Source organism: Methylobacterium sp. ap11 (assembly GCF_900110515.1).
GTDB classification, from domain to species: domain Bacteria; phylum Pseudomonadota; class Alphaproteobacteria; order Rhizobiales; family Beijerinckiaceae; genus Methylobacterium; species Methylobacterium ajmalii.
This window is the reverse complement of sequence record NZ_FOEB01000005.1, coordinates 50052-70354: the sequence shown is the minus strand read 5'-3', so window position 1 is coordinate 70354 and position 20303 is coordinate 50052. Positions and strand designations below refer to the sequence as shown.

The 20303-nt window shown below is 70.9% G+C and carries 19 protein-coding genes and 1 tRNA gene; 6 read left to right on the top strand and 14 right to left on the bottom strand.

Annotation, left to right across the window (positions count from 1 at the left end; genetic code table 11):
* Positions 1 to 47: 47 nt before the first annotated feature.
* Both BMX97_RS08705 and BMX97_RS08700 read right to left on the bottom strand, forming a co-directional pair.
* Complete coding sequence (locus BMX97_RS08705; protein WP_091748166.1) at positions 48 to 671, bottom strand: isochorismatase family protein; 624 nt, start codon at positions 669 to 671, stop codon at positions 48 to 50.
* Between the two features lie 165 nt (positions 672 to 836).
* Complete coding sequence (locus tag BMX97_RS08700; protein ID WP_091748163.1) at positions 837 to 1712, bottom strand: LysR family transcriptional regulator; 876 nt, start codon at positions 1710 to 1712, stop codon at positions 837 to 839.
* Between the two features lie 108 nt (positions 1713 to 1820).
* Between BMX97_RS08700 and BMX97_RS08695 the strand changes: the two genes are divergently transcribed.
* Complete coding sequence (locus BMX97_RS08695; protein WP_091748160.1) at positions 1821 to 2567, top strand: pirin family protein; 747 nt, start codon at positions 1821 to 1823, stop codon at positions 2565 to 2567.
* A gap of 316 nt (positions 2568 to 2883) precedes the next feature.
* Here the strand turns inward: BMX97_RS08695 and BMX97_RS08690 are convergent, their stop codons facing one another.
* Positions 2884 to 3777 (bottom strand): LysR substrate-binding domain-containing protein, encoded by an 894-nt coding sequence (locus BMX97_RS08690; RefSeq protein WP_091748157.1) that lies wholly within the window; start codon positions 3775 to 3777, stop codon positions 2884 to 2886.
* A gap of 111 nt (positions 3778 to 3888) precedes the next feature.
* Here BMX97_RS08690 and BMX97_RS08685 point away from each other — a divergent pair, with 111 nt between their 5' ends.
* Positions 3889 to 4644, top strand: a complete 756-nt coding sequence (locus BMX97_RS08685) for an SDR family NAD(P)-dependent oxidoreductase (protein WP_091748154.1) — start codon at positions 3889 to 3891, stop codon at positions 4642 to 4644.
* 186 nt (positions 4645 to 4830) lie between these two features.
* Here the strand turns inward: BMX97_RS08685 and BMX97_RS08680 are convergent, their stop codons facing one another.
* The 3 genes from BMX97_RS08680 to BMX97_RS08670 are packed head-to-tail and all read right to left on the bottom strand — an operon-like array spanning position 4831 to position 6671.
* Positions 4831 to 5232, bottom strand: a complete 402-nt coding sequence (locus BMX97_RS08680; protein WP_091748151.1) for a nuclear transport factor 2 family protein — start codon at positions 5230 to 5232, stop codon at positions 4831 to 4833.
* A 32-nt stretch (positions 5233 to 5264) separates the two neighbouring features.
* Complete coding sequence (locus BMX97_RS08675) at positions 5265 to 5867, bottom strand: NADPH-dependent F420 reductase (RefSeq protein WP_091748148.1); 603 nt, start codon at positions 5865 to 5867, stop codon at positions 5265 to 5267.
* A 45-nt stretch (positions 5868 to 5912) separates the two neighbouring features.
* Positions 5913 to 6671 (bottom strand): SDR family oxidoreductase, encoded by a 759-nt coding sequence (locus tag BMX97_RS08670; protein ID WP_091748145.1) that lies wholly within the window; start codon positions 6669 to 6671, stop codon positions 5913 to 5915.
* 108 nt (positions 6672 to 6779) lie between these two features.
* On the opposite strand from BMX97_RS08670, the gene BMX97_RS08665 reads away from it, so the two are divergent.
* Positions 6780 to 7709, top strand: a complete 930-nt coding sequence (locus BMX97_RS08665; RefSeq protein WP_091748142.1) for a LysR family transcriptional regulator — start codon at positions 6780 to 6782, stop codon at positions 7707 to 7709.
* Positions 7710 to 8146: 437 nt separating this feature from the next.
* On the opposite strand, the gene BMX97_RS08660 is transcribed toward BMX97_RS08665, so the two are convergent.
* The 4 genes from BMX97_RS08660 to BMX97_RS08645 all read right to left on the bottom strand — a co-directional run bounded on the left by BMX97_RS08660 (position 8147) and on the right by BMX97_RS08645 (position 12684).
* Positions 8147 to 8413 (bottom strand): hypothetical protein, encoded by a 267-nt coding sequence (locus BMX97_RS08660; RefSeq protein WP_143074584.1) that lies wholly within the window; start codon positions 8411 to 8413, stop codon positions 8147 to 8149.
* 219 nt (positions 8414 to 8632) lie between these two features.
* The gene (locus BMX97_RS08655) at positions 8633 to 8854 is read right to left on the bottom strand and encodes a hypothetical protein (protein WP_091748137.1); all 222 of its coding nucleotides are present in this window, start codon (positions 8852 to 8854) and stop codon (positions 8633 to 8635) included.
* A gap of 374 nt (positions 8855 to 9228) precedes the next feature.
* Positions 9229 to 9303, bottom strand: a tRNA-Gly gene (locus BMX97_RS08650).
* 57 nt (positions 9304 to 9360) lie between these two features.
* Entirely contained in the window at positions 9361 to 12684 is a 3324-nt protein-coding gene (locus BMX97_RS08645) for a YhdP family protein (RefSeq protein WP_091748974.1), read from the bottom strand.
* 353 nt (positions 12685 to 13037) lie between these two features.
* On the opposite strand from BMX97_RS08645, the gene BMX97_RS08640 reads away from it, so the two are divergent.
* Both BMX97_RS08640 and BMX97_RS34160 read left to right on the top strand, forming a co-directional pair.
* Positions 13038 to 13502, top strand: a complete 465-nt coding sequence (locus BMX97_RS08640; RefSeq protein WP_091748134.1) for a peroxiredoxin — start codon at positions 13038 to 13040, stop codon at positions 13500 to 13502.
* Between the two features lie 171 nt (positions 13503 to 13673).
* Positions 13674 to 14930, top strand: a complete 1257-nt coding sequence (locus BMX97_RS34160; RefSeq protein WP_091748131.1) for a M23 family metallopeptidase — start codon at positions 13674 to 13676, stop codon at positions 14928 to 14930.
* A 13-nt stretch (positions 14931 to 14943) separates the two neighbouring features.
* Here the strand turns inward: BMX97_RS34160 and BMX97_RS34330 are convergent, their stop codons facing one another.
* The 4 genes from BMX97_RS34330 to BMX97_RS08615 form a co-directional block, all read right to left on the bottom strand.
* Complete coding sequence (locus BMX97_RS34330) at positions 14944 to 15219, bottom strand: DUF2934 domain-containing protein (RefSeq protein ID WP_091748971.1); 276 nt, start codon at positions 15217 to 15219, stop codon at positions 14944 to 14946.
* 234 nt (positions 15220 to 15453) lie between these two features.
* On the bottom strand, positions 15454 to 17082 hold the full coding sequence (locus tag BMX97_RS08625) for a CTP synthase (protein ID WP_091748128.1): 1629 nt from the start codon (positions 17080 to 17082) through the stop codon (positions 15454 to 15456).
* A 149-nt stretch (positions 17083 to 17231) separates the two neighbouring features.
* Positions 17232 to 17636 (bottom strand): preprotein translocase subunit SecG, encoded by a 405-nt coding sequence (gene secG / locus BMX97_RS08620; protein WP_091748125.1) that lies wholly within the window; start codon positions 17634 to 17636, stop codon positions 17232 to 17234.
* A 377-nt stretch (positions 17637 to 18013) separates the two neighbouring features.
* Positions 18014 to 19354 (bottom strand): dihydroorotase, encoded by a 1341-nt coding sequence (locus tag BMX97_RS08615; RefSeq protein WP_091748122.1) that lies wholly within the window; start codon positions 19352 to 19354, stop codon positions 18014 to 18016.
* Positions 19355 to 19449: 95 nt separating this feature from the next.
* On the opposite strand from BMX97_RS08615, the gene BMX97_RS08610 reads away from it, so the two are divergent.
* Positions 19450 to 20277, top strand: a complete 828-nt coding sequence (locus tag BMX97_RS08610; protein WP_091748119.1) for a CAF17-like 4Fe-4S cluster assembly/insertion protein YgfZ — start codon at positions 19450 to 19452, stop codon at positions 20275 to 20277.
* Positions 20278 to 20303 lie beyond the last annotated feature (26 nt).

The window sequence follows — 20303 nt, the reverse complement described above, 5'->3', positions numbered from 1 at the left end:
GGCGGGCGGCGGGGGCCATCGATGAGATGCGGGGCGGTATGAAACCGTCACGCATGGCCCTTCGCGGCCAGGAAGCCGGCGTAGTTGTTGCCGGCGAAGGGCAGGTGGTCGCCCATCAGCCTCGCGTGCGCCTCGCCGGTGGCGGACTGCCAGTGGGCGAGGAGCTCGGCGCCGACAGCGACCCAGTTGATCGGCACGATGCCGGCCTGGACCATGCGGGTGATGGCGGCGTCCTCGACAAGCTTGCTCCAGGTGCCGGAGGCGTCGACGACCGCGTAGACGTCGTATCCCGCCTCCTTCGCCGACAGCGCCGCGAAGGCGACGCACACGTCCGTCGAGATGCCCGCGATCAGGAGCTTCCTGCGGCCGGTCGCCTTCACGGCGGCGGCGAAGTCGGCGTTGTCGAAGGCGTTGATCTCGCCCGGCCGGTGCACGACGGCGGCGTTCGGCAGGCCCTGGGCCACCACCGGCATGATCGGGCCGTTCGGGCCGTCCGAGGCGCTGGTCGTGACCACGGCCGGCAGGCCGTAGACCTGCGCGATGGTCACGAGCGCCTTGACGTTGTTCTGGAAGTCCGCGGGCGACTGGGTCTGCACGCCGTTGGCGAGCCCGGTCTGGTGGTCGACAAACAGCACAGCGGCGTTCTCGGCGGTCAATCTCTCGTAGGACATGACGTTCTCCTTCGGGTGGGGCGGCCCCGCTCCGGAACCGCCTGACACCCCGAAGATGCCGTCCCACGTACGGCGCCACTAGCCGTCTTTACAGGCACGCTGCGTCCCTCAATGCGGGACGCGGCGAAGGCGACCGCGTCCTCGGGCGGGCTCCCACGTCCACCGCTAGGTGGCTTGCCGGCCGAGGCGCTCGATCAGCAGGTCCGTCAGCGCCTGCACCTTGCGAGACGGGTGCTGCCCGGGCGGGCGCACGACGAACATGCCGATGGAGGGCAGGGCGTATCCCGGCATGACCGGCACCAGGGAGCCGGCCGACACGTAGGGCTCCGCGATGACGTCGGGCAGCGCGGCGATGCCCGCGCCCGCGGCCGTCGCCTCCGCGATGGCCACCGCGCTGTCGGCGCGGAAGCGGCCCGTCGGGCGGACCGGGAACGACTTGCCCCCGGCGCTGAACGTCCAAGTCTCCGTGCCGATCATCACGGCCGGGTGTCCGGGCACGTCCTCCGGCGTCTTGGGCGCGCCGTGCGCGGCGACGTAGTCGGGACTTGCGAACAGCCGAACCGAGAAGGACCCGATGCGGCGCGCGACGAGGTTCGAATCCGCCAGGTAGCCGACCCGGATGCCGCAGTCGAAGCCCTCCGTGACGAGGTCGACGTAGCGGTCGCTGTAACGGCAGTTGACCTGCAGTCGTGGATGGCGGCGGGTGAGCTCGGCGATGGCCGGCGCGAAGTGCGTCGGGCCGAACGTGGAGGGTACGGCGACCCGCAGGAGGCCGCGGAGCTCGCCGCCGACCGAGACCGCCTCCAGGGCCGCGTCCACCTCGGCGCAGATCCGGCCGGCGTGCTCCCGGAACGTCGTGCCCGCCTCGGTCAGGGCCGCGCCCCGGGTGGTGCGGGCGAGAAGCTGGGTGCCGAGCTCGGCCTCCAGCCGCAGCAGCCGCCGGCTGACGATGGACTTCGCCATGTTGAGGCGGCGGGAGGCGGCCGAGACCCCTCCCGCGTCGGCGACCTCCACGAAGGTCCTCAGGTCGTCGACGTCCATGCGCGTTCCGCTTCCCGGGACGGAGCTTGCCCGGATCGGACGATACCGTCCCCGGCACGACGACGCTACGTTCCATGGCGGAGATGCCCACTGATAAGGGACGAGACCATGGACGCGACCAAGCTCAAACGCGGCGACCGCATGGGCGACCCGGCCCGCGGCTTCGCCGTCGAGATCATCCGTCCCGGGCTGAGCCTCGGCGGCGGAGATAGCGGCCTAGGCGCCATCGGCCGGATCGACCGCGCCACCGTGGCGCCCGGGCACGTCATCGGGATGCACCCGCACCGCGACGACGAGATCCTGACCTATGTCCGGGCCGGGCGGATGCTCCACCGGGACACGGTCGGGAACGAGCAGGAGATCACGGCGACGCGCCTGATGATGATGAACGCCGGCCATGCCTTCCAGCACGAGGAGCGCATGCTCGACCACGGCCCGGTCGAGGCATTGCAGATCTTCCTGCGGCCGCGGGCGGCCGACCTCGGACCCAAGGTCCAGCTCCACGACTTCGGGGAGGTGATGAGCCGCGGCAAGTGGCGCCTCATCGCGGGGCCCGAGGGCGCGCCGCTGGAGGTCCGAGCCCAGGCATGGGTCTCCGACGCGCATGTTGCGGCCGGGCCAGCGTTGTCCCTGCCGCCGCTTCCGGTGCCCGATGCGGTTCGCCTGCTCCACGTCTTCGGCGGCGACGTCGAGGTCGGCGGCTTGATGCTGCGGGCGGGTGATACGGCGTACCTCAAGGGGGACGGCGGGAGGGTACTGGCCGTCTCCGACGCCGACCTCGTCCTCTTCGTGACCGATCAGGACGCACCAGTTTTCCGCGGTGGCATGTTCAGCGGGAACATACTCGCTGGTTGATCGCGCGATCCGCGCGCCGGTCGTGTCCCTCGATGGAATTGTCGAACTCGACCGGGGCGCGCAGCGGAAGGTGCAACGGTGGAGGTCGGTTGCGAGGCCGGAGCGCGTCGAGAGCCGGACCCATAGCCTTCCACCACGTAGTGAACCGCACTGACATGCCTGCTACCCGTCGGTCGCTAATGTGCCCGTAGCTGCTCACGATCGGACTGCCGAGGGGGCCGGAGGCAGACCGCCCTCTATCGCAGGCTTCTAAGAAGGTTATGGGCCGACGTCGACACGCCGCAAGCGCCGTGTGTCCACGGCAGGCTCTACGCCCTCACAGGTCCGGGAATTCTTTCGCCAAGTGGTTGATGAGGGCGCGGACGGCGGGCGGCAGGCCGCGCCGGGTCGTGAAGACGATATGGACGATGCCGTCCCGGCTCCGCCAGTCCCGGAAGACGCGAACGAGCTTGCCGGCAGCGATGTGCGCCGCGCAGGCGTGATCGGGCAAGAAGGCAACACCCAAGCCGTCCGCCGCGGCATCGCAGAGAACCGCGTAGTCGGCGCAGGTCAGCCGCGGCTCGTGACGCAGCTCATGTCTCTCCCCGTCGTCGCGCTCCAGCACCCAGGTGATCTCGCCGGCCTCGTCGCTCGTGCCCATGGTCGCGACGGAGGCGAGCTCGGCGAGGTCGGCGCCGAGGCCGCTCGCGACCTGCGGGCTGGCGACGAGGATCCAGCGTGAACGTCCCAGCGACCGCATCGTGAGCGACGCATCGCTGGTGAGCTCGTGTCGGACGCGGAGCGCGACGTCGATCCGCTCCTCGATAAGGTCGACGGCGCGGTCCGAGGCGACGAGCTGCAACTGGACCTTCGGGTAGCGGTCGAGGAAGCTCCGCACGATGCCGGATGCGAACTTCACGAGGTTGCGTGGGCAACTCATGCGGATGCGCCCGTGCGGTTCGGCCTGGGCCTCTGCGACGAGCGCCTCGGCCCGCTCTGCCTCCAGCATCGTGGCGCGGCAGCGCTCGTAGAAGGTCTGCCCAATCTCGGTGACGCGGAAGCGCCGGCTGGAGCGCTCAATGAGCCGCACCCCGAGCCGGGCCTCCAGCGCCGAGACACGGCGGCTCAGCTTCGACTTCGGCTCACGGAGAGCCCGGCCCGCGGCGGTGAACCCGCCATGTGCGACGACCTCGGCGAAGGTGACGTAGTCGTTGAGGTCTGGGCGCATCATCGTTCCCCGATTGGAACGCTACGTGCCAGAGTTGCGGTCTGTCCGCATCATCGTTCTGGAGGCATCTCTCCCGCCAGCGGCTGACACGCAGCCGAGCTAAGGAGAATGACGATGACCGGCAGGTTCCAGAACAAGGTTGTGGTGGTGACCGGGGGCACAAGCGGCATCGGACTCGCCACAGCCCGAGCCTTCTCGCGGGAGGGCGCCTCGGTGTTCGTCACGGGCCGCCGCCAAGACGCGCTCGACGCGGCGGCGAAGGAGATCGGCGGCCGGGTTACCGGCGTGCGCGGCGACATGGCGAACCTCGCCGACATCGACCGTCTCTACGACGCGGTCCAGCAGAAGCACGCGCAGATCGACGTCGTCTTCGCCAACGCCGGCGGGGGCGAGTTCGCGCCACTCGGCGCCATCACCGAGGAGCACTTTGATACGACCTTCGACACGAACGTGAAGGGCACGCTCTTCACCGTCCAGAAGGTGCTGCCGCTCCTGAAGGACGGCGGCGCCGTGGTGCTGACCGGCTCAACCGCTGGCACCGAGGGGACGCCGGCCTTCAGCGTGTATTCGGCCAGCAAAGCGGCCATCCGCAACTTCGCCCGCACCTGGATCCTCGACCTGAAGGACCGTCGCATCCGCGTCAACGTGGTCAGCCCCGGCGCGACGCGCACTCCGGGCCTCGTCGGCCTCGCCGGCGACGATGTCGAGAAGCAGCAGGGCCTGCTCGACTACCTGGGGACGCGCATCCCGCTTGGACGCGTCGGCGAGCCGACGGAGGTCGCCAACGCGGTCCTGTTCCTGGCCTCCGACGAGGCAGCCTTCGTCAACGGCACCGAGTTGTTCGTCGACGGCGGTCAGGCGCAGGCCTGATGATGTAAGCTGACTGCTCCCCGGCCGGCGTTGACCGCCGGCCGGGGAGAGTTGGTGAGCATCCGGTGGCCAGTCGTGGCATGGGGTGCCGAGAACCTGACATCTGCCTGGGCGGGCGCCACGGATGGACTGTACGTCGCCAATAGTCCTTTACTTGCTGACTATGCGGCAACCCGCATCGCAGGCTCAGGCTGCAGGTGGGTTGAGGAGCACCCAGAGGCGCGCGATCCTGCCGCCGACGACTTCTACGACGTCCGTCCCGGTTACCGCGACTGATCCTCCCTCCGGACCGGCTTCCCACCGCAGCGAACCCAGGCCGTGATGGCCGACTGCACGTCCTATCGGGATGAACCGGAACGTCGGACCGAACTGGTCCAGCAAGTTGCCGGCGACCGCGGAAATGGCTGCGCGCCCCTGAACGACGTTGGTCGGCTCGTACATGATCGGCTCAGCCACGAAGAGTTCGTTCAGCGCAGCCGCGCGCCTACCGGAATCACGCTCGTTAAAAACGCTCTCCAGGTTGGCACGCAGCAGCCCGTCGTAATCGGGCTCTGCCGATCCTTGGCTGGCTTGGTTGGTGTCAGTCACGGAATACCTCCATGAGTTGTCGAGCTGTGGGGTCAGTTGATCTTCACGAGGTTCAGTGCCGGCAGCGGACCGCCGGGGAACTGAACGAGGCGGCTGCCGAGTGCGAGCGGACCAAGGTCGATGCCGAAGAAGCCGAGCCGTTCGATCAGCGTGCTCACCTGCGCCTTCGCCTCGGCCTCGTCCCCTGAGTAGAACAGCACGCGCCGTCCGCCATCGCTGGCTGGGTCGCCGGCGACTAGCTGCGGCTGCAAGTGATTAAACGCCTTCACGACCCGCGCGCCCGGCGCCCAGCCGACGAAGACCTCGGACGATGAGCGACCGCCGAGGTCGAACGGCTTGAATAGCGGCGCCTCGATGGGGTTGTTGGCGTCGACGACGATGCGGCCGCCGAAGTCCGGCAGGCCGGCGAGGGCGGCCTCCAGCTTCGACCAGTTCACGGCGACGAAGACGATGTCCTTCGCCGCGGCCTCCTCGCGGGTGCCCGCCGTGATGCTCGGTCCCAGCGCGGCGACGGTCTCCGCGAGACTGTCAGGCCCGCGGCTGTTCGCGAGCGTGGCGGGAATAGCGTGCCGGGCGAGCGCCGTCGCGATGGCGAGGCCGATCTGTCCGGCGCCGATGATGCCGATGGACGTCATGGTCCTGTCTCTCTTGATAGTGGGTCGAGATAGAGGGGCAAGGGTTCAGGCGGACTGGCCGCCGTCGACGTTCAGCGTGGCGCCGGTGACGTACCCGGCATCCGGTCCGGCCAGGAACGCGACCGCCGCCGCGATGTCCTCCGGCTGTCCGTAGCGGCCGAGCGCGGCCAAGCCCTTCAGCGTCTCGGCGAAAGGGCCGTCCTGCGGGTTCATGTCGGTGTTGATCGCACCGGGCTGGACTAGGTTGACCGTGATGTTGCGGGGTCCGAGGTCGCGGGCCCAGCCGCGGGTGTAGGCCGCCACCGCCGCCTTGGTGGCGATGTAGTCGGCGGCGCCGGCGAACGGAACGTGGACCGCGCCGGTGGTACCGATGGACACGATGCGCCCGCCATCCGTCATCAGCGGCACGGCGGCCCGGACCGCCGCGGCGACGCCCTTGACGTTGACGTCGAGCTGCCGGTCGAACGCGGCCCGGTCGGCCTTGGCATCGTCGACCATGCCGGTGACGAAAACGCCCGCGGAGTTGACGAGGATGTCGAGGCGTCCGAGTTCGGCGTGGGCCTCCTGCACCAAGGCCTCGACCTCGCCGGTGTCGGCCTGGTCCGCCCTTATGGCGACCGCCCGCCGGCCGAGCGCCTCGACCTCGCGGACGACGTCCTCGGCCCGCTCGCGCGAGGCGGCGTAGCTGAAGGCGACGTCAGCGCCGTCGCGGGCGAGGCGGCGGACGATGGCCGCCCCGATGCCGCGCGATCCACCAGTCACAAGGGCTACCTTGCCTGCGAGGGGGGGGGATACTTGGGTCATGTCATCGCTCCATCGCGTGTTCGATGGGATGAGGATGGCCCGAGCACTCCTCCTGTTTTAGCCGCGAATGGCTTGTTATGCCTTCAACGGATCGTTGAAGGTGGTGACATGGAGACCTTGGCCAACCTCGAAGCCTTCGTGCGCAGCGCCGAATGCGGCAGCTTCTCCGAGGCCGCCCGGCGGCTGTCGCTGACGCCGGCCGCGGTCAGCCGCAACGTGGCCATGCTGGAGCGCAACCTTGGCGTGCGGCTGTTCCACCGCTCGACCCGCAAGCTCACCCTGACCGAGGCCGGGGAGGGCTTCCGCCAGGCGGTCGCGGGGAACTTGGAAGGGCTGCAAGCCGCGATTGCCGGCGTCTCCGCGGACGGCGGCGAACCGGTCGGCACGCTCAAGGTCAGCCTGCCGCCAACTTTCGGGATGAGCCACGTCCTGCCACTCCTACCGGGCTTCCTGGCCCGCCATCCGCGCGTCCGGCCGGAATGGCACTTCGAGAACCGCCAGGTCGATCTCGTCGCCGAAGGGTACGACGCCGCCATCGGTGGCGGCTTCGCGCTGTCCCCCGGCATCGTGGTACGCACCTTGGCTCCCGCCCACATCATCGCGGTGGCGTCGCCGGCTTACATGCGAGGTCGGGTGCCGCCCGCCGATCCGGCAGGGCTCCAAGCCTTCGACGGCATCGTTATGCGGTCGCTACAGACCGGCCGCATCCGGCACTGGACCATGCGCGACGTCGCCGGCAGCGAGATGGTGGCCGGGCAGCGGGAAAGCGTCGTCGTCAACGATCCCAGCGCGATGCGCGAGGCGGCGCTGCTGGGCCTGGGCGTCGCGCTCGTAGCGGTGCCCGACGTGCGGTCCGACCTGGATCGGGGCGACCTCGTGCGCCTGTTGCCGCGCTGGTACGCCGATGCCGGCGCGATCTCCCTCTACTTCGCCTCGCGCGCCCACCTGCCTGCGAAGACGCGAGCCTTCGTCGATTGGGTGGGCGAGGCCTTCAAGGCGGAGCGTCTGGCCGAGCGGTTTGCCGGCAGCCTAGGATGACTCGAACGACGCTTACGACGGACCGCTTAATGGGCCACGACATGATCATGTCATGGCCGCCGCTTCAGGTCCGCTTTTGCTTTCTAAGCGGACATCCGAACAGTCAGGGTGGAAGGTCCGAAAGGGGTCAAAAGCACGGGTCAACACAGCACGCGGCAAACTCCCGAGCGATGTCGCAAGATCCCCCCTTTAAGTTAGGATTGAGAGCCTCTCGGGAGAGCAGCTATCCTTAGATCGGGGTGTACGTGGCGTGGGCGTAAACTGGCATTACCCACGTCCGCCTAAATGTCAGGGGGTTCGCTGGGCAGGACGGAGGGGAATTGTGAGGCCGCCGCTCCGGCCGGTCATCCCCTTAGCCCGCGGCTCGCCCACGCGTTGCGCGAGGCGCCCCACAGCCAGGAGAGGCTGCCCCGCGATGCCGCTGTGGTGAGCGACCCCTACGCCCGGCGGGATGCCGAGCGGAGGGCGGGGAAGGCCAGCGCCGCTTGGGCCGCCTTGGGACGGTCGTCGCCCCACAACTGGGACATGGCTTCCGCCTCCGCCTGCTCACGGCAGAGAACACGCAGAACGCGAAACTGCGCGACCTCCTTCCCTTCTCCAATTTCCTTCAGGAGATTATCTCCTTTCAGAATGGCCCGCTCGATGCCGGTGTCATCCGGCCAGTAGCCGAACGCGAAGTCGGCTCCCTCGAAAGCGTTCTCCATCCAAGTGCTGGGGTTCACGCCGCTGGCGAGGCACTGCTCCTAGAAGCGCCGAGCCTCTTCGAGCTCAGCGCCGAGCTTGTCGGCGCTGATGGCGTTCTTCTAAAAAATGCGCATGGTGTATTCCCCAACTTTCGATGGCGTCATCATGCTCTGGCGCGAATCATATTTACCTGAATCGATTTATTAAAATGCGACGCAATGTTGAAAAAACCGTGTTCACTACTTAGAAAGCTTAACGCCGTCTAGCACGGCGGCCTCGACGGCGGCGCCGATGCCGTCTGCCTCCGCCCCGTGCGGGCGGACCTCGTGCAGGATGGCGGGCTCGCCGCCGCGGCGGACGACGACCGTGCTCCGGTCCGCGCCGACCATGACGCGGACGGTGACCTCCACGACGCGCCCGGCGCCGGGGCCGTCGTGCGAGGGGTAGAGGGGGCCGGTCATGCCGGTACCGTGTCATCTCGCGCCGGGACCGTCAAAGGGGCTTGCGAACGTCCCCAGGCGCCGCCGCGGCGCTTCCGCCCTTGAGGTGACCTGGCCGGACTAGGCGGCTGCCGGGGACCCTAACGCTGGTGGTCGACGATCTTGCGGCCCGTGCCTTATACCGGGTGCCCTAGCCCGTGGGCGTAGGCGGTCCCGACAAGCCTCGCGGCGTTCGCTAGGGGCCTCGGCTCTCGCCTGCGCCCGCACGGGTCGAGGCGAAGATCGCCCTCGAATCGGCGCGCCGCTAGGCCCGTTAATCTAGTCTGATGGTGGTACGCTGGTGGTACGCTCGGTTTCTGGCGTACCACAATCCCCGGCTAAGTGCTTGAGAGGATTGGAGCGGGCGATCGGGATCGAACCGACGACATTCAGCTTGGGAAGCTGACGTTCTACCACTGAACTACGCCCGCAGCGGGGTCCGTCATACGGGCTCGCCCCGGCGCTGTCCACCCCGAAATGGCGACGCTCTAGCGGGGGGCCTGGGCGGCGGTCGGGTCGCCGCCGCCGGCGCCGAAGAGCTTGCGCAGGAAGCCCGGGGCGATCGCCGAGAGCGGGTTGACGCTGATGTTGGGGGCGCTCATCGCGCCGGCGACCCGGAAGTTGATCGCGAACAGGCCCTCGTTGTGGCCGCCGCCGAGGATCGGGCCGAAGATCGGCACCTGGGACACCACGTTGTTGAGGCCGTAGAGCGGCACGAAGGTGCCGGCGATGTCGGTGCGGTCCTTGGCGGTGTCGATCCAGCCGCCGAGGGTGAAGCCCATCGCCGGGCCGGAGATCGCGGCCTCCGCGAAGGCGACGCGGGTGCCGTTGCGCTGGAAGGCGGCGCGCAGGCGGTCGAAGCCGACGTCGTTGGCGTCGCTGCGCCGGTCGGCGCCCTCCTCGCCCTGGGCCATGATCCGGCCGAGCGCCGGCTCGTTGCGCAGGGCGAAGGAGCGGATCTGGACGAGGCCCGATTGCGGCCCGTCGTTCAGGCCCATCTGCAGCGACAGGAAGCCGCCCTGCATGCGCTTGTAGATGTCGAGGAAGCGCAGCGCCGCGCCGGCGTCGCTGGTCTCGGCGTTGAGGACCGGCGGGCCGGAGCGGTCGGCCTTCGCCACCTCGAGGCTCACCCCGGCCGAGCGCAGGCGACCCTGGATCCGCGCCTGGCGCAGGTCGTCGCCGCGCAGCGACAGCTTCAGGCTCGCGTTGGTCAGGGCCTCGTCGTTGAATCCGGTGAGGATCGCGAAGCTGAGGTCGGCCTCGACGTCGCGGGAATTGGCGTCCCGCCCGCCCTTGCGCGGCGGCGCCGTCATGGCGCGCAGGAACGGCCGGGCATCGGCGACGCCGCCCTTGGCGGTGATCCGGTAGCCGTTGCCGCTGCGCTCGACCTGGGCGCGGATGTCGTCGCCCGGCGAGAGCTTGAGGCTCGTGAGGTCGGCCCGCTCGAACCCGCCCTCGCCGTTGAGGAAGGCGCTGCCGCGCAGCTGGACCTGGCCGGATTCGAGCACGATGTCGCGCAACTCGCTGCCCTGCGGGGTCTCGGTGAGGGCGAGGGTCAGGCGGCCGGGCCGGCCGGCGGCCTTGGTCCAGCCCGGCAGGAGCCCGTCGACGCTCGCCCGGGCGAGATCGGCTTCGATCCGGACCGGATTCTTGCCCGGACGGCCGAACGGCACGACGACGCGGGCATTGATCGGTCCGGCGAGCTGGGGCGCCGTCGGCAGGCCCTTGCGGGCGCGGGCCGCGTCGTCGAGGGCGAGCGTCACCACCGCCTCGCCGGGGGCGCCGGCTTTGGCCTGGTGCAGGTCGACGGTGAGCGGCGCCCCGGCGAGGCGCCCGTCGCCCTTCAAGCTGAAGCCGTTGCGGTCGTAGGCGAGCGTGAAGCGGCCGTTCTCGAGCCGCTCCTTGCCGACGATGCGGTCGGCGACGATGTCGGTGAGGCTGCCGCTCAGGGTCACCGGCAGGTCGGCGATGTCGGGCACCGCCTCGAGGGAGAGCGGGAAGTCGATGCGCAGGTCGGCCTGGCCGCGCAAGGACGCGGGATCGACCTCGGCGCCGGCGAGCGAGCGGAAGAGCTTGGTCTGCAGGAGCGAGGCGAGCGCGTCGGCCCCGCCGGTCAGGCGCAGCCCGATCTGGGCCGAGACGTCGTGGGGCACCGCGTCCTTGATGACGAAGGAGCCGTCCTGGAGGGTGAGCGCGCGCCCGTCCGGCATCCGGATCTCGGCGGTGGCACCGCGGATCGTGGTGTTGCGCCCGGTGACGAGCCCGGACACCCGGGCGCGGGAGAGCGGAGGCGCCTCGGACGAGATCGTCAGGCCGCCCTCGCTCACCGCGAAGGCGATCCGCACCGCCTGGTCGGGCATCGGCTCGCCGCGGGTGGCGGCGGCGAACTCGGCCATGCTCATGTCGACCACGACGTCGAGGCTGTCGAGCCGCCCGGTGCGCAGGTTGTCGACGAGGTAGGCGCGGATCGGCGGCGCGACGTTCTCGGGCCACAGCCGCAGGGCGGCGCGGCCGTCGGTGCGCTCGGCGGTGATGCGAAGGGTGAGGCCGCCGTCGTCGGCCTTGGTGCCGAGCGTGCCGCTGACCGTGCCGCGCACGCTCTCGCCGGTGAGCGTCAGCCCGTCGATCTGCACGCCGCCGTCGCGGCCGGTGAGGCGAGCATCGACCTTGGCGATCTTGACCGGGGCGTCGCCCGGGGCGGCGCCGCGCAGCACCGCGTCGGTGCCCGAGAGTGCGGCGGTCCAGGCGGGGCCGCCGTCGGGGGGCGCCGCCCAGGTCCCGGCGAGCCGCACCCGGTTGCCGCCGCCGCGATAGTCGAGGGATTCGATCGCCAGCGTCCGGCGGGCCTCGTCCCAGGCGCCGTCGACCGTCACCGCCTCGATCGTCACCGGGTTGAAGTCCTTCTCCTCGATCAGCAGGCTGCCCTCGCTGGTGGCGAGCCGGAAGGTCATGCCGTCGAGTCGCGCGCCGTGCATCGCCACCTGGGCGCGGCCGGAGAGCTTCAGGTCGGTGGTGAGCGGCAGGCGCGACTGGCCCGACAGCAGCAGCAGGTCGGGCGCGGGCAGGTCGTCGAGGGTGAGGACGCCGTGGCGGCCGCCGTCGGGCGCCTCCTCGACGTCGCCGCCGAAGCGCCAGGCCCCGTGCGGGCCGACGATGCGCATCTCGAACACCCGGGCCGGCCGGGTCGCGTCGCGGCTGAACAGGCCGTCGACCCGCGGAAACACCACCCGCTCGGCGCCGGATTCGTCGAGCAGCGTCAGGCGGGCATTGGTCAGGCGGGCCCGGTCGAGGCTGCCGATGACCCCGGACGGGTCGAGCACCACGCTCAGGATCGACGCCACCGTGGCGGAGACCGGCGAGACGGTGCCGCGGGCGGCCACCACCGCGGGGGGCGTGTGGGGCTTGGCCTCGGCCGGGTCGTTGGAGGCCGCGAAGGCGATCGAGCCGTCGTGGTGGAGGAGCGCGCGCAATTGCAGGTCGCGGAACTCGACCGAGCGGGCCTGGACCGAGAGGCCGAACAGCGACCACAGGTCGATGGCGACGACCGCGAGCGGCGCCCGCACCACGAGGTCGCCCTCTGGGTTGCGGATGTCGAGGCCGGTGGTGCGCAGCGCCAGCGCGCCGTCGCGGTCGATTTCGATGGCGCTGTCGTGCAGGCTCGCGGTCCAGCCCGGGCCGAGGCGCTCGGCGATGCCCGCCGCCACCCGGGGCTCGAGCCAGGCGAAGCTCATCGGCCCGCTGGCGAGGCGCAGATAGGCGAGGCCGATCCCCGTCAGGAGGAGGAGAACGGCCGCGAGCTTCAGGAACAGCACGCCGCGGATGCAGGTCCGCAGGAACGAGCGGCGCAGCTTGGCCGGCACGGCGCAGGCCGGCCCGACCGCATTCTCCCCCTGGGGCGTGGCGTCTCCTGGTGTCGCTCGACCTGTCGTCACGCGTGCGCCGCCACTCCGGGCGCCCGCGGGCGCCGCCGTTTGAGGGACCCTTGGGCCGGAGCCCGCGCTCCGGGCGCCCGAGGCCCACCGCCAATGATTGCCCGATCCGGTGACCGGAGGGTAACGTCCCGCCGCTAAAGCCTCGGACGGCGCGCCGGGCCGGACCCCGCCGCCGCCGCGCCCCGATCGCCTCACCCAGAGGCACACCATCAATCGGCCGAAAGGAAGGCACGATGGCGTTGAACCCGGGCGACCCCGCCCCCGACTTCTCCCTGCCGGCGACCGGCGGCGAGACCCTGAGCCTCACCGGCCTGAAGGGCCGCAAGGCGGTGCTGTATTTCTACCCCAAGGACGACACCAGCGGCTGCACCCTGGAGGCCCAGGCCTTCAACGCCCTCGCCGACGCCTTCGCGGCGGCCGACACGGTGGTGATCGGCGTCTCGCCCGACCCGATGAAGAGCCACGACAAGTTCCGCGAGAAGTACGGCCTCGGCTTCCCGCTCGCCTCCGACGAGACCAAGACGATGCTCGAGGCCTACGGCGTCTGGGTCGAGAAGAGCATGTACGGCCGCAAGTACATGGGTGTCGAGCGCACGACGGTGCTGATCGGCCGCGACGGCACCATCGCGCAGGTCTGGCCGAAGGTGAAGGTGCCGGGCCACGCCGACGCGGTGCTGGCGGCGGCCAAGACGCTCTGAGGGCACGACGCCCGCGCCAGCGCGGGGCGGCCGGACGACCCGGCCGCCTCTGCCACTGCCACTGCCTCTGGGGCACCGTGATACCGGCGCGGGACGCGAACCGTCTCCGAGACTTGAGACATCCTTAACCTTAACCCGCGACGGTTCGGCTCAGGTTACCGGACCGTGCCGATGCTCTCCTCCCGCCCCGATCTCCCGGCTTCCACCCGCCCGCCATCCTCGCTCCCCTCCCCTGGGCCGGAGCGGGTCTGGGTGGTGCGGCGCCGGACCCTTGTGGTCGCGGCCCTGGCCTTCGGGACGCTGGCCCTGTGGGCGAGCGCGGCGACCTGGTTCATCGTGTTCCGCGACGAGGCCCTGGCCCGGTTCATGGAGCGCCAGGCCACGATGCAATACGCCTACGAGGAGCGGGTCAGCGCCCTGCGGGCCCGGCTCGACCGGGTGGCGACGCAGAAGCTCCTCGAACAGGACGGGGTCGAGACCCGGCTTGCCGACCTTGCCGGCCGGCAGGTGGCGCTGGAGAGCCGCCAGGCGATGCTGATGGGCCTCGCCGAGCAGGCCGGCGGCGCCGGCATGGCGATGGACGAGGACGGGGTGCAATCCTCCTTAGCCCCTGCCCGCCCGTTGCCCGCCCGGGCGCCCGCGCCGGCCCCGACGCCGGAATCGCTCGGCCTGCGCACCGAGGCGGAGACGGGCGCGCCCCTCCCCGCTCCCTCTCCATCTCCCTCTCCCGGCGTGAGCGCCCGGATGGCGATGCTCGGGCACGCCCTCGACGGGTTCGAGGCGCGCCAGAGCCTGGTGGTGGGGCGCCTCGCGGCCCGCAGCCGCGGCGAGGCGGCGCGCCTGCGCGGAGTGATGGCGGAGACCGGGCTCGATGCGGCTCGCTTCGCCGACCGTCGCGGCGGCGGGATCGGCGGTCCGCTGGTGCCGGCCGGATCGGGGCCGTTCGAGACCGCGGTGCTGCAGGCGCAGCGCGACCTCGGCGAGCGCGACGCCTTGCGGCGCATCGTCGACTCGCTACCCCTGCGCCGGCCGGTCGCGGTCGATGGTGGACTGTCGAGCACCTTCGGCTACCGGTCCGACCCGTTCACCCGCGGCCTCGCCCTCCATACCGGCATCGACCTGCGCTCGGAATACGGCGCTCCCGCGCGGGTGACCGCGGCCGGGACGGTGACGATGGCGGATTATTCCGGCGGCTACGGCAACATGGTCGAGGTCGATCACGGCCACGGCCTCGCGACCCGCTACGCGCATCTCTCGGCGATCACGGTGGTGCCCGGCCAGGCGGTGGCGGCGGGCCAGACCGTCGGCCGGGTCGGCTCCACCGGCCGCTCGACCGGGACGCACCTGCACTACGAGACCCGCATCGACGGCGAGCCGGTCGATCCCCAGCGCTTCCTGCGGGCGGGCGCCCGCATGGCGGCGCGCTGACCGAGGCGGGCGCTCAGCCCTCGACCGTCTCGGTGCGGCCGCCGCCCGAGGCTTGGGCCATCTGGGACTGCCCGGACTTGACCTGCACGAAATCGACCTCCGCGGACGCCGTCCGCCCCTGCATCATCCGGGGCTCCAGCGCCTCGGCGTCGCGCCGGTTCTCCATCTCGGCCCGCAGCTCGCGCTCGGCGAGCAGCCAGAACTGGATCTCGAATCCGGCGGGGCGGTGGTTGCGCTCCCAGATGTCGTAGGCGCGGGCCCGGATCGCCGCCAGGGGAATGTCACGCATCACCGATACCTCACCCATGCCCGTCGGGTCTTCGCGCCTGTCGGGCTCCACGCCGGGTCCGGCCTCGGGCCGGACGCTCGACTCATCGGGCACCTATACCGTGGGCTGGTATCGCTGTCGCGGTCGATCGGCGCGGCGATGCGGGCGCGATGCCCGCCGGTCAACGCATGGTGGTCCTGGTCTCTCCGGCCGGCCCCGCTTGGCCCGGACGGAACCCGTCCGGGCATCGGTGTATCAGACCAGGCGGCTCTGCTCGATCGCCGCGGCGACGAAGCTCTGGAACAGCGGGTGCGGCTCGAACGGGCGCGACTTCAGCTCCGGGTGGAACTGCACGCCGATGAACCACGGGTGGCCCACCACCTCGACGGTCTCGGGGAGCAAGCCATCCGGCGACAGGCCGGCGAAGCGCATCCCCTTGGCCTCCAGCCGCTCGCGATAGGCCATGTTGACCTCGTAGCGGTGGCGGTGGCGCTCGGCGATGCGGGTGCCGCCGTAGATCTTGGCGATCTGCGAGTCCGGCTCCAGGGCCGCGGTGTAGGAGCCCAGCCGCATCGTGCCGCCGAGGTCACCCTCGGCGAGGCGGCGCTCGAGCTCGTTGCCGCGCATCCACTCGGTCAGGAGGCCGACCACCGGCTCCGGCGTCGGGCCGAACTCGGTCGAGTTGGCATCGGCGATGCCGGCGAGCGAGCGGGCCGCCTCGACCACCGCCATCTGCATGCCGAAGCAGATCCCGAAATACGGGATCTTGCGCTCGCGGGCGTAGCGGGCGGCGCGGATCTTCCCTTCCGCGCCGCGCTGGCCGAAGCCGCCCGGCACCAGGATGCCGTTGAGGCCCTCCAGGAACGGCGCCGGATCCTCGCGCTCGAACACTTCGGCCTCGATCCACTCCAGGTTGACCTTGACCCGGTTGGCGATGCCGCCGTGGCTCAGCGCCTCGATCAGCGACTTGTAGGCGTCCTTGAGGCCCGTGTACTTGCCGACGATGGCGATCGAGACCTCGCCCTCCGGGCTCTTGATCCGGCCGACGATGTCGCGCCAGCGGTCGAGCTTCGGCTCGGGGCCGGTCTCGAGGCCGAAATGCGCCAGCACCTCGCGGTCCAGCCCCTCCTCCTTGTAGGAGAGCGGCACCTCGTAGATCGTGCCGACGTCGCGCGCCTCGATCACTGCCGATTCGCGCACGTTGCAGAACTGCGCCAGCTTGCGGCGCTCCTCGCGGGGGATCGCGCGGTCGCAGCGGCAGAGCAGGATGTCGGGCTGGATGCCGATCGAGCGCAGCTCCGCCACCGAGTGCTGGGTCGGCTTGGTCTTCAGCTCGCCCGCCGACGGGATGTAGGGCAGCAGCGTCAGGTGGACGTAGGCGCAGGTGCCGCGGGGCAGCTCCTGGCCGAGCTGGCGGATCGCCTCGAAGAACGGCAGGCCCTCGATGTCGCCGACGGTGCCGCCGATCTCGACCAGCACGAAGTCGTAGGCGTCGTTGCCGTCGAGGACGAATTCCTTGATGGCGTTGGTGACGTGCGGGATCACCTGGATGGTGGCGCCGAGATAGTCGCCCCGGCGCTCCTTGGTGATGATGTCGAGGTAGATCCGGCCGGTCGTGATGTTGTCGGCCCGCGTCGCCGGCACGCCGGTGAAGCGCTCGTAATGGCCGAGATCGAGATCGGTCTCGGCGCCGTCGTCGGTGACGAAGACCTCGCCGTGCTGCGTCGGGCTCATCGTGCCCGGATCGACGTTGAGGTAGGGGTCCAGCTTGCGCAGGCGGACCTTGTAGCCGCGAGCCTGGAGCAGGGCCGCGAGGGCGGCGGAAGCGAGACCCTTGCCGAGCGAGGAGACCACGCCGCCGGTGATGAAAACATACCGCGTCATGGGACTTGCTCCATACACAGGCGTGGCCGGGTTGCCAAACGCCGCCAGCTCAACGGGGTCATGTCCGGGCGGCAGGGCCGGCCGGATGCACAGGATTTTTCAGAACCGGAGCGGCGGCGCGCAGGCGCCGCCGTCGCTCGCGCAGCGTCCTAGCGGGACTGGGGCGCCGCGGGGGCGGCCGGAGCGGCGGGCGCCGCCGGGGTCTGGGTCGCGGGCGCGTCGCCCTGCTGCTGGCGCAGCTGGTCGAGGACGTTGCCGGCCGGCGGGGCGCCGGTCTGGCCCGCCGGGGCCTTGGTGCTCGCGCCCTCGAAGATCGAGCGCGGGCCCGCACCCCGGTGCGACATGATCGCCAGGATCATGCTGGTGGTGAAGAACAGGGCCGCCAGGATCGCGGTGGCGCGGGTCAGCGCGTTGGCCTGGCCGCGGCCGGTCATGAAGCCCTGCGTGCCGCCCCCGCCGCCGAGGCCGAGGCCGCCCTCGGAGCGCTGCAGCAGCACCACGCCGATCAGGGCGAGGACGATGATCAGGTGGACGACGATCAGAACGGTCTGCATCGGGCTTCCGGGCCGGCCCTGTTCGGGCCGCCAACGTGGCAACGGCCGGCACGCGGACGCGTCCGGACCTCCAATTCCGGGCGCTCCTATACGAGAAGTGCGCCGACGCCAAGGGTGATGGGTGGAATGGAGATGTGAGGAGTCCGCGGTTGCGCGCGCCAAACCCTCCCCCCTCTGCGGGGGAGGGTGGCCTGCGGAGCAGACCGGGAGAGGGGAACCACGGTCTCGGACAAGGCTGAACCGTTCTGAACGGCTCTGCCTGGATCAGCGTCGCGCTGACCCTCTTGCGGGACTTTGTCCCGGCCCGGCCCCTGCTGACGCAGGGTCCACCCTCCCCCGCAGAGGGGGGAGGGTTCACGCGCAGGGCCGTGCTTGCTTCACCCTCTCGCCGGAAACCCCTCCTCGAACCGCACAGCCTCGCCCCGCGACGGCTCGGTGAGGCTGCCCTCCCACATCACCGCCTGGCCGCGCACCACGGTGCCGACCGGCCAGCCGGTGACCTCGCGCCCGTCATGGGGCGTCCAGCCGCATTTGGAGGCGATCCAGGCGTTGGTGATGGTCTCGCGGCGCTTGAGATCCACCACCGTCACGTCGGCGTCGTAGCCCACTGCGAGGCGCCCCTTGCGGGCGATGCCGAAGATCCGCTTCGGGCCGGCGCTGGTGAGGTCGACGAAGCGCTGCAGCGAGAGCCGGCCGGCGGCGACGTGGTCGAGCATCACCGGCACCAGGGTCTGCACGCCGGTCATGCCCGACGGCGACTCCGGATAGGTCTTCCGCTTCTCCTCCAGCGTGTGCGGCGCGTGGTCGGAGCCGAGCACGTCGGCCACGCCCTGCGACAGGCCCCACCACAGCCCGTCGCGGTGGTCGGCGCCCCGCACCGGCGGGTTCATCTGCACCAGCGTGCCGAGGCGGGCATAGGCCTCAGTCCCGTCGAGCGTCAGGTGGTGGGGCGTCAGCTCGCAGGTCGCGACGTCCTTGTGCTGGCTGAGGTAGCGCATCTCCTCCTTGGTGGAGATGTGCAGGATGTGGATGCGGGCCCCCGTCTCGCGGGCGATGCGCACCAGCCGCTCGGTGGCCTTCAGCGCGGCTTCCGGCGAGCGCCAGACCGGGTGGGACGAGGGATCGCCCGGCACCCGCAGGCCCTTGCGGTCGCGCAGCATCGCCTCGTCCTCGGCGTGGAAAGCCGAGCGGCGGCGGGTGCGCTTGAGGATCTCGGTGATGCCGGCATCGTCCTCGACGAGGAGCGAGCCGGTGGAGGAGCCGATGAACACCTTGATGCCGGCCGCGCCCGGCAGGCGCTCCAGCTCGGCGACGTCGCGCGCGTTCTCGTGCGTGCCGCCGACCCAGAACGCGAAGTCGCAATGCATCCGGTGATGGGCGCGCTTCAGCTTGTCGTCGAGGGCGTCCGGATCGGTCGTCTGCGGCACGGTGTTGGGCATCTCGAACACCGTGGTCACGCCGCCCATCACGGCGGCGCGCGACCCCGTCTCCAGGTCCTCCTTGTGGTCGAGGCCCGGCTCGCGGAAATGCACCTGGCTGTCGATCACGCCGGGCAGGAGGTGCAGGCCGCGACAATCGAGGGTGCGGCCGGCCGAAGCCTGCGACAGGTCGCCGATGGCGGCGACGCGCCCGGCCGTGACGCCGATATCGGCCAGTCCCTCGCCGTCGTGGTTGACCACGGTGCCGCCGCGCAGGAGGAGGTCGAAGCTCTGGCTCATCGGTCGCATTCCTCGTTCGCCCCCGTGCCGCGATTGAGGGCCGGGCGCAGGCGGCTTATGTCAGCCCTGCCCGCGGTTCAAGCAAAGGACCCCCGATGCCGCTTGCCCTCCTGCCCGACCGTGCCGTCGTGGCGGTCACCGGCGCCGACGCGTCGAGCTTCCTCCAGGGTCTCCTGACCTGCAACGTCGAGACCCTGCCCGAGGGCGAGGCGCGTCTCGGCGCGCTGCTCAGCCCCCAGGGCAAGATCCTGTTCGACTTCCTGGCGAGCCGCGCGCCCGACGGCTTCCACCTCGACGTCGCCCGCGAGAAGGCGCCCGACCTCCTCAAGCGCCTGACCCTCTACAAGCTGCGGGCCCAGGTGACCGTGGCGGCGCGGCCGCTCGCGGTGGCGGCGGGCTGGGACGGGCCGGCCCCCTCCCCGGCCCTGCGCGACGGCCGCCTCGCCGAACTCGGCTGGCGCCTCTACGTCCCGGAGGGTGACGCCCCGGCCGCCGACGCGGACGCTTCGGCCTACGCCGCCCACCGCATCGGCCTCGGCGTGCCCGAGGCCGGAACCGACTTCCCGTTCGGCGACGCCTTTCCGCACGAGGCGCTGATGGACCAGCTCGGCGGCGTCGACTTCAGGAAAGGATGCTACGTCGGCCAGGAGGTGGTGTCGCGCATGCAGCACCGCGGCACCGCCCGCACCCGCATCGTGCCGGTCGTCTATCCTGACGGCGAGGCGGCCCCGGCCGGCGCGGCCGTGAGCGCCGGCGAGCGCAGCCTCGGCCAGACCGGCGGCGGCGCCGGCGCGCGCGGGCTGGCGATACTGCGCATCGACCGGCTCGGCGAGGCGCTGGCGGCGGGCGAGACCGTCCTGGCGGGCGGGCGGGCGGTGACGGTCGAGAAACCGGGCTTCGCGACCTTCGCCTGGCCGGGCTGAGCGGAGGACGGGGTGTACCCCGTCCC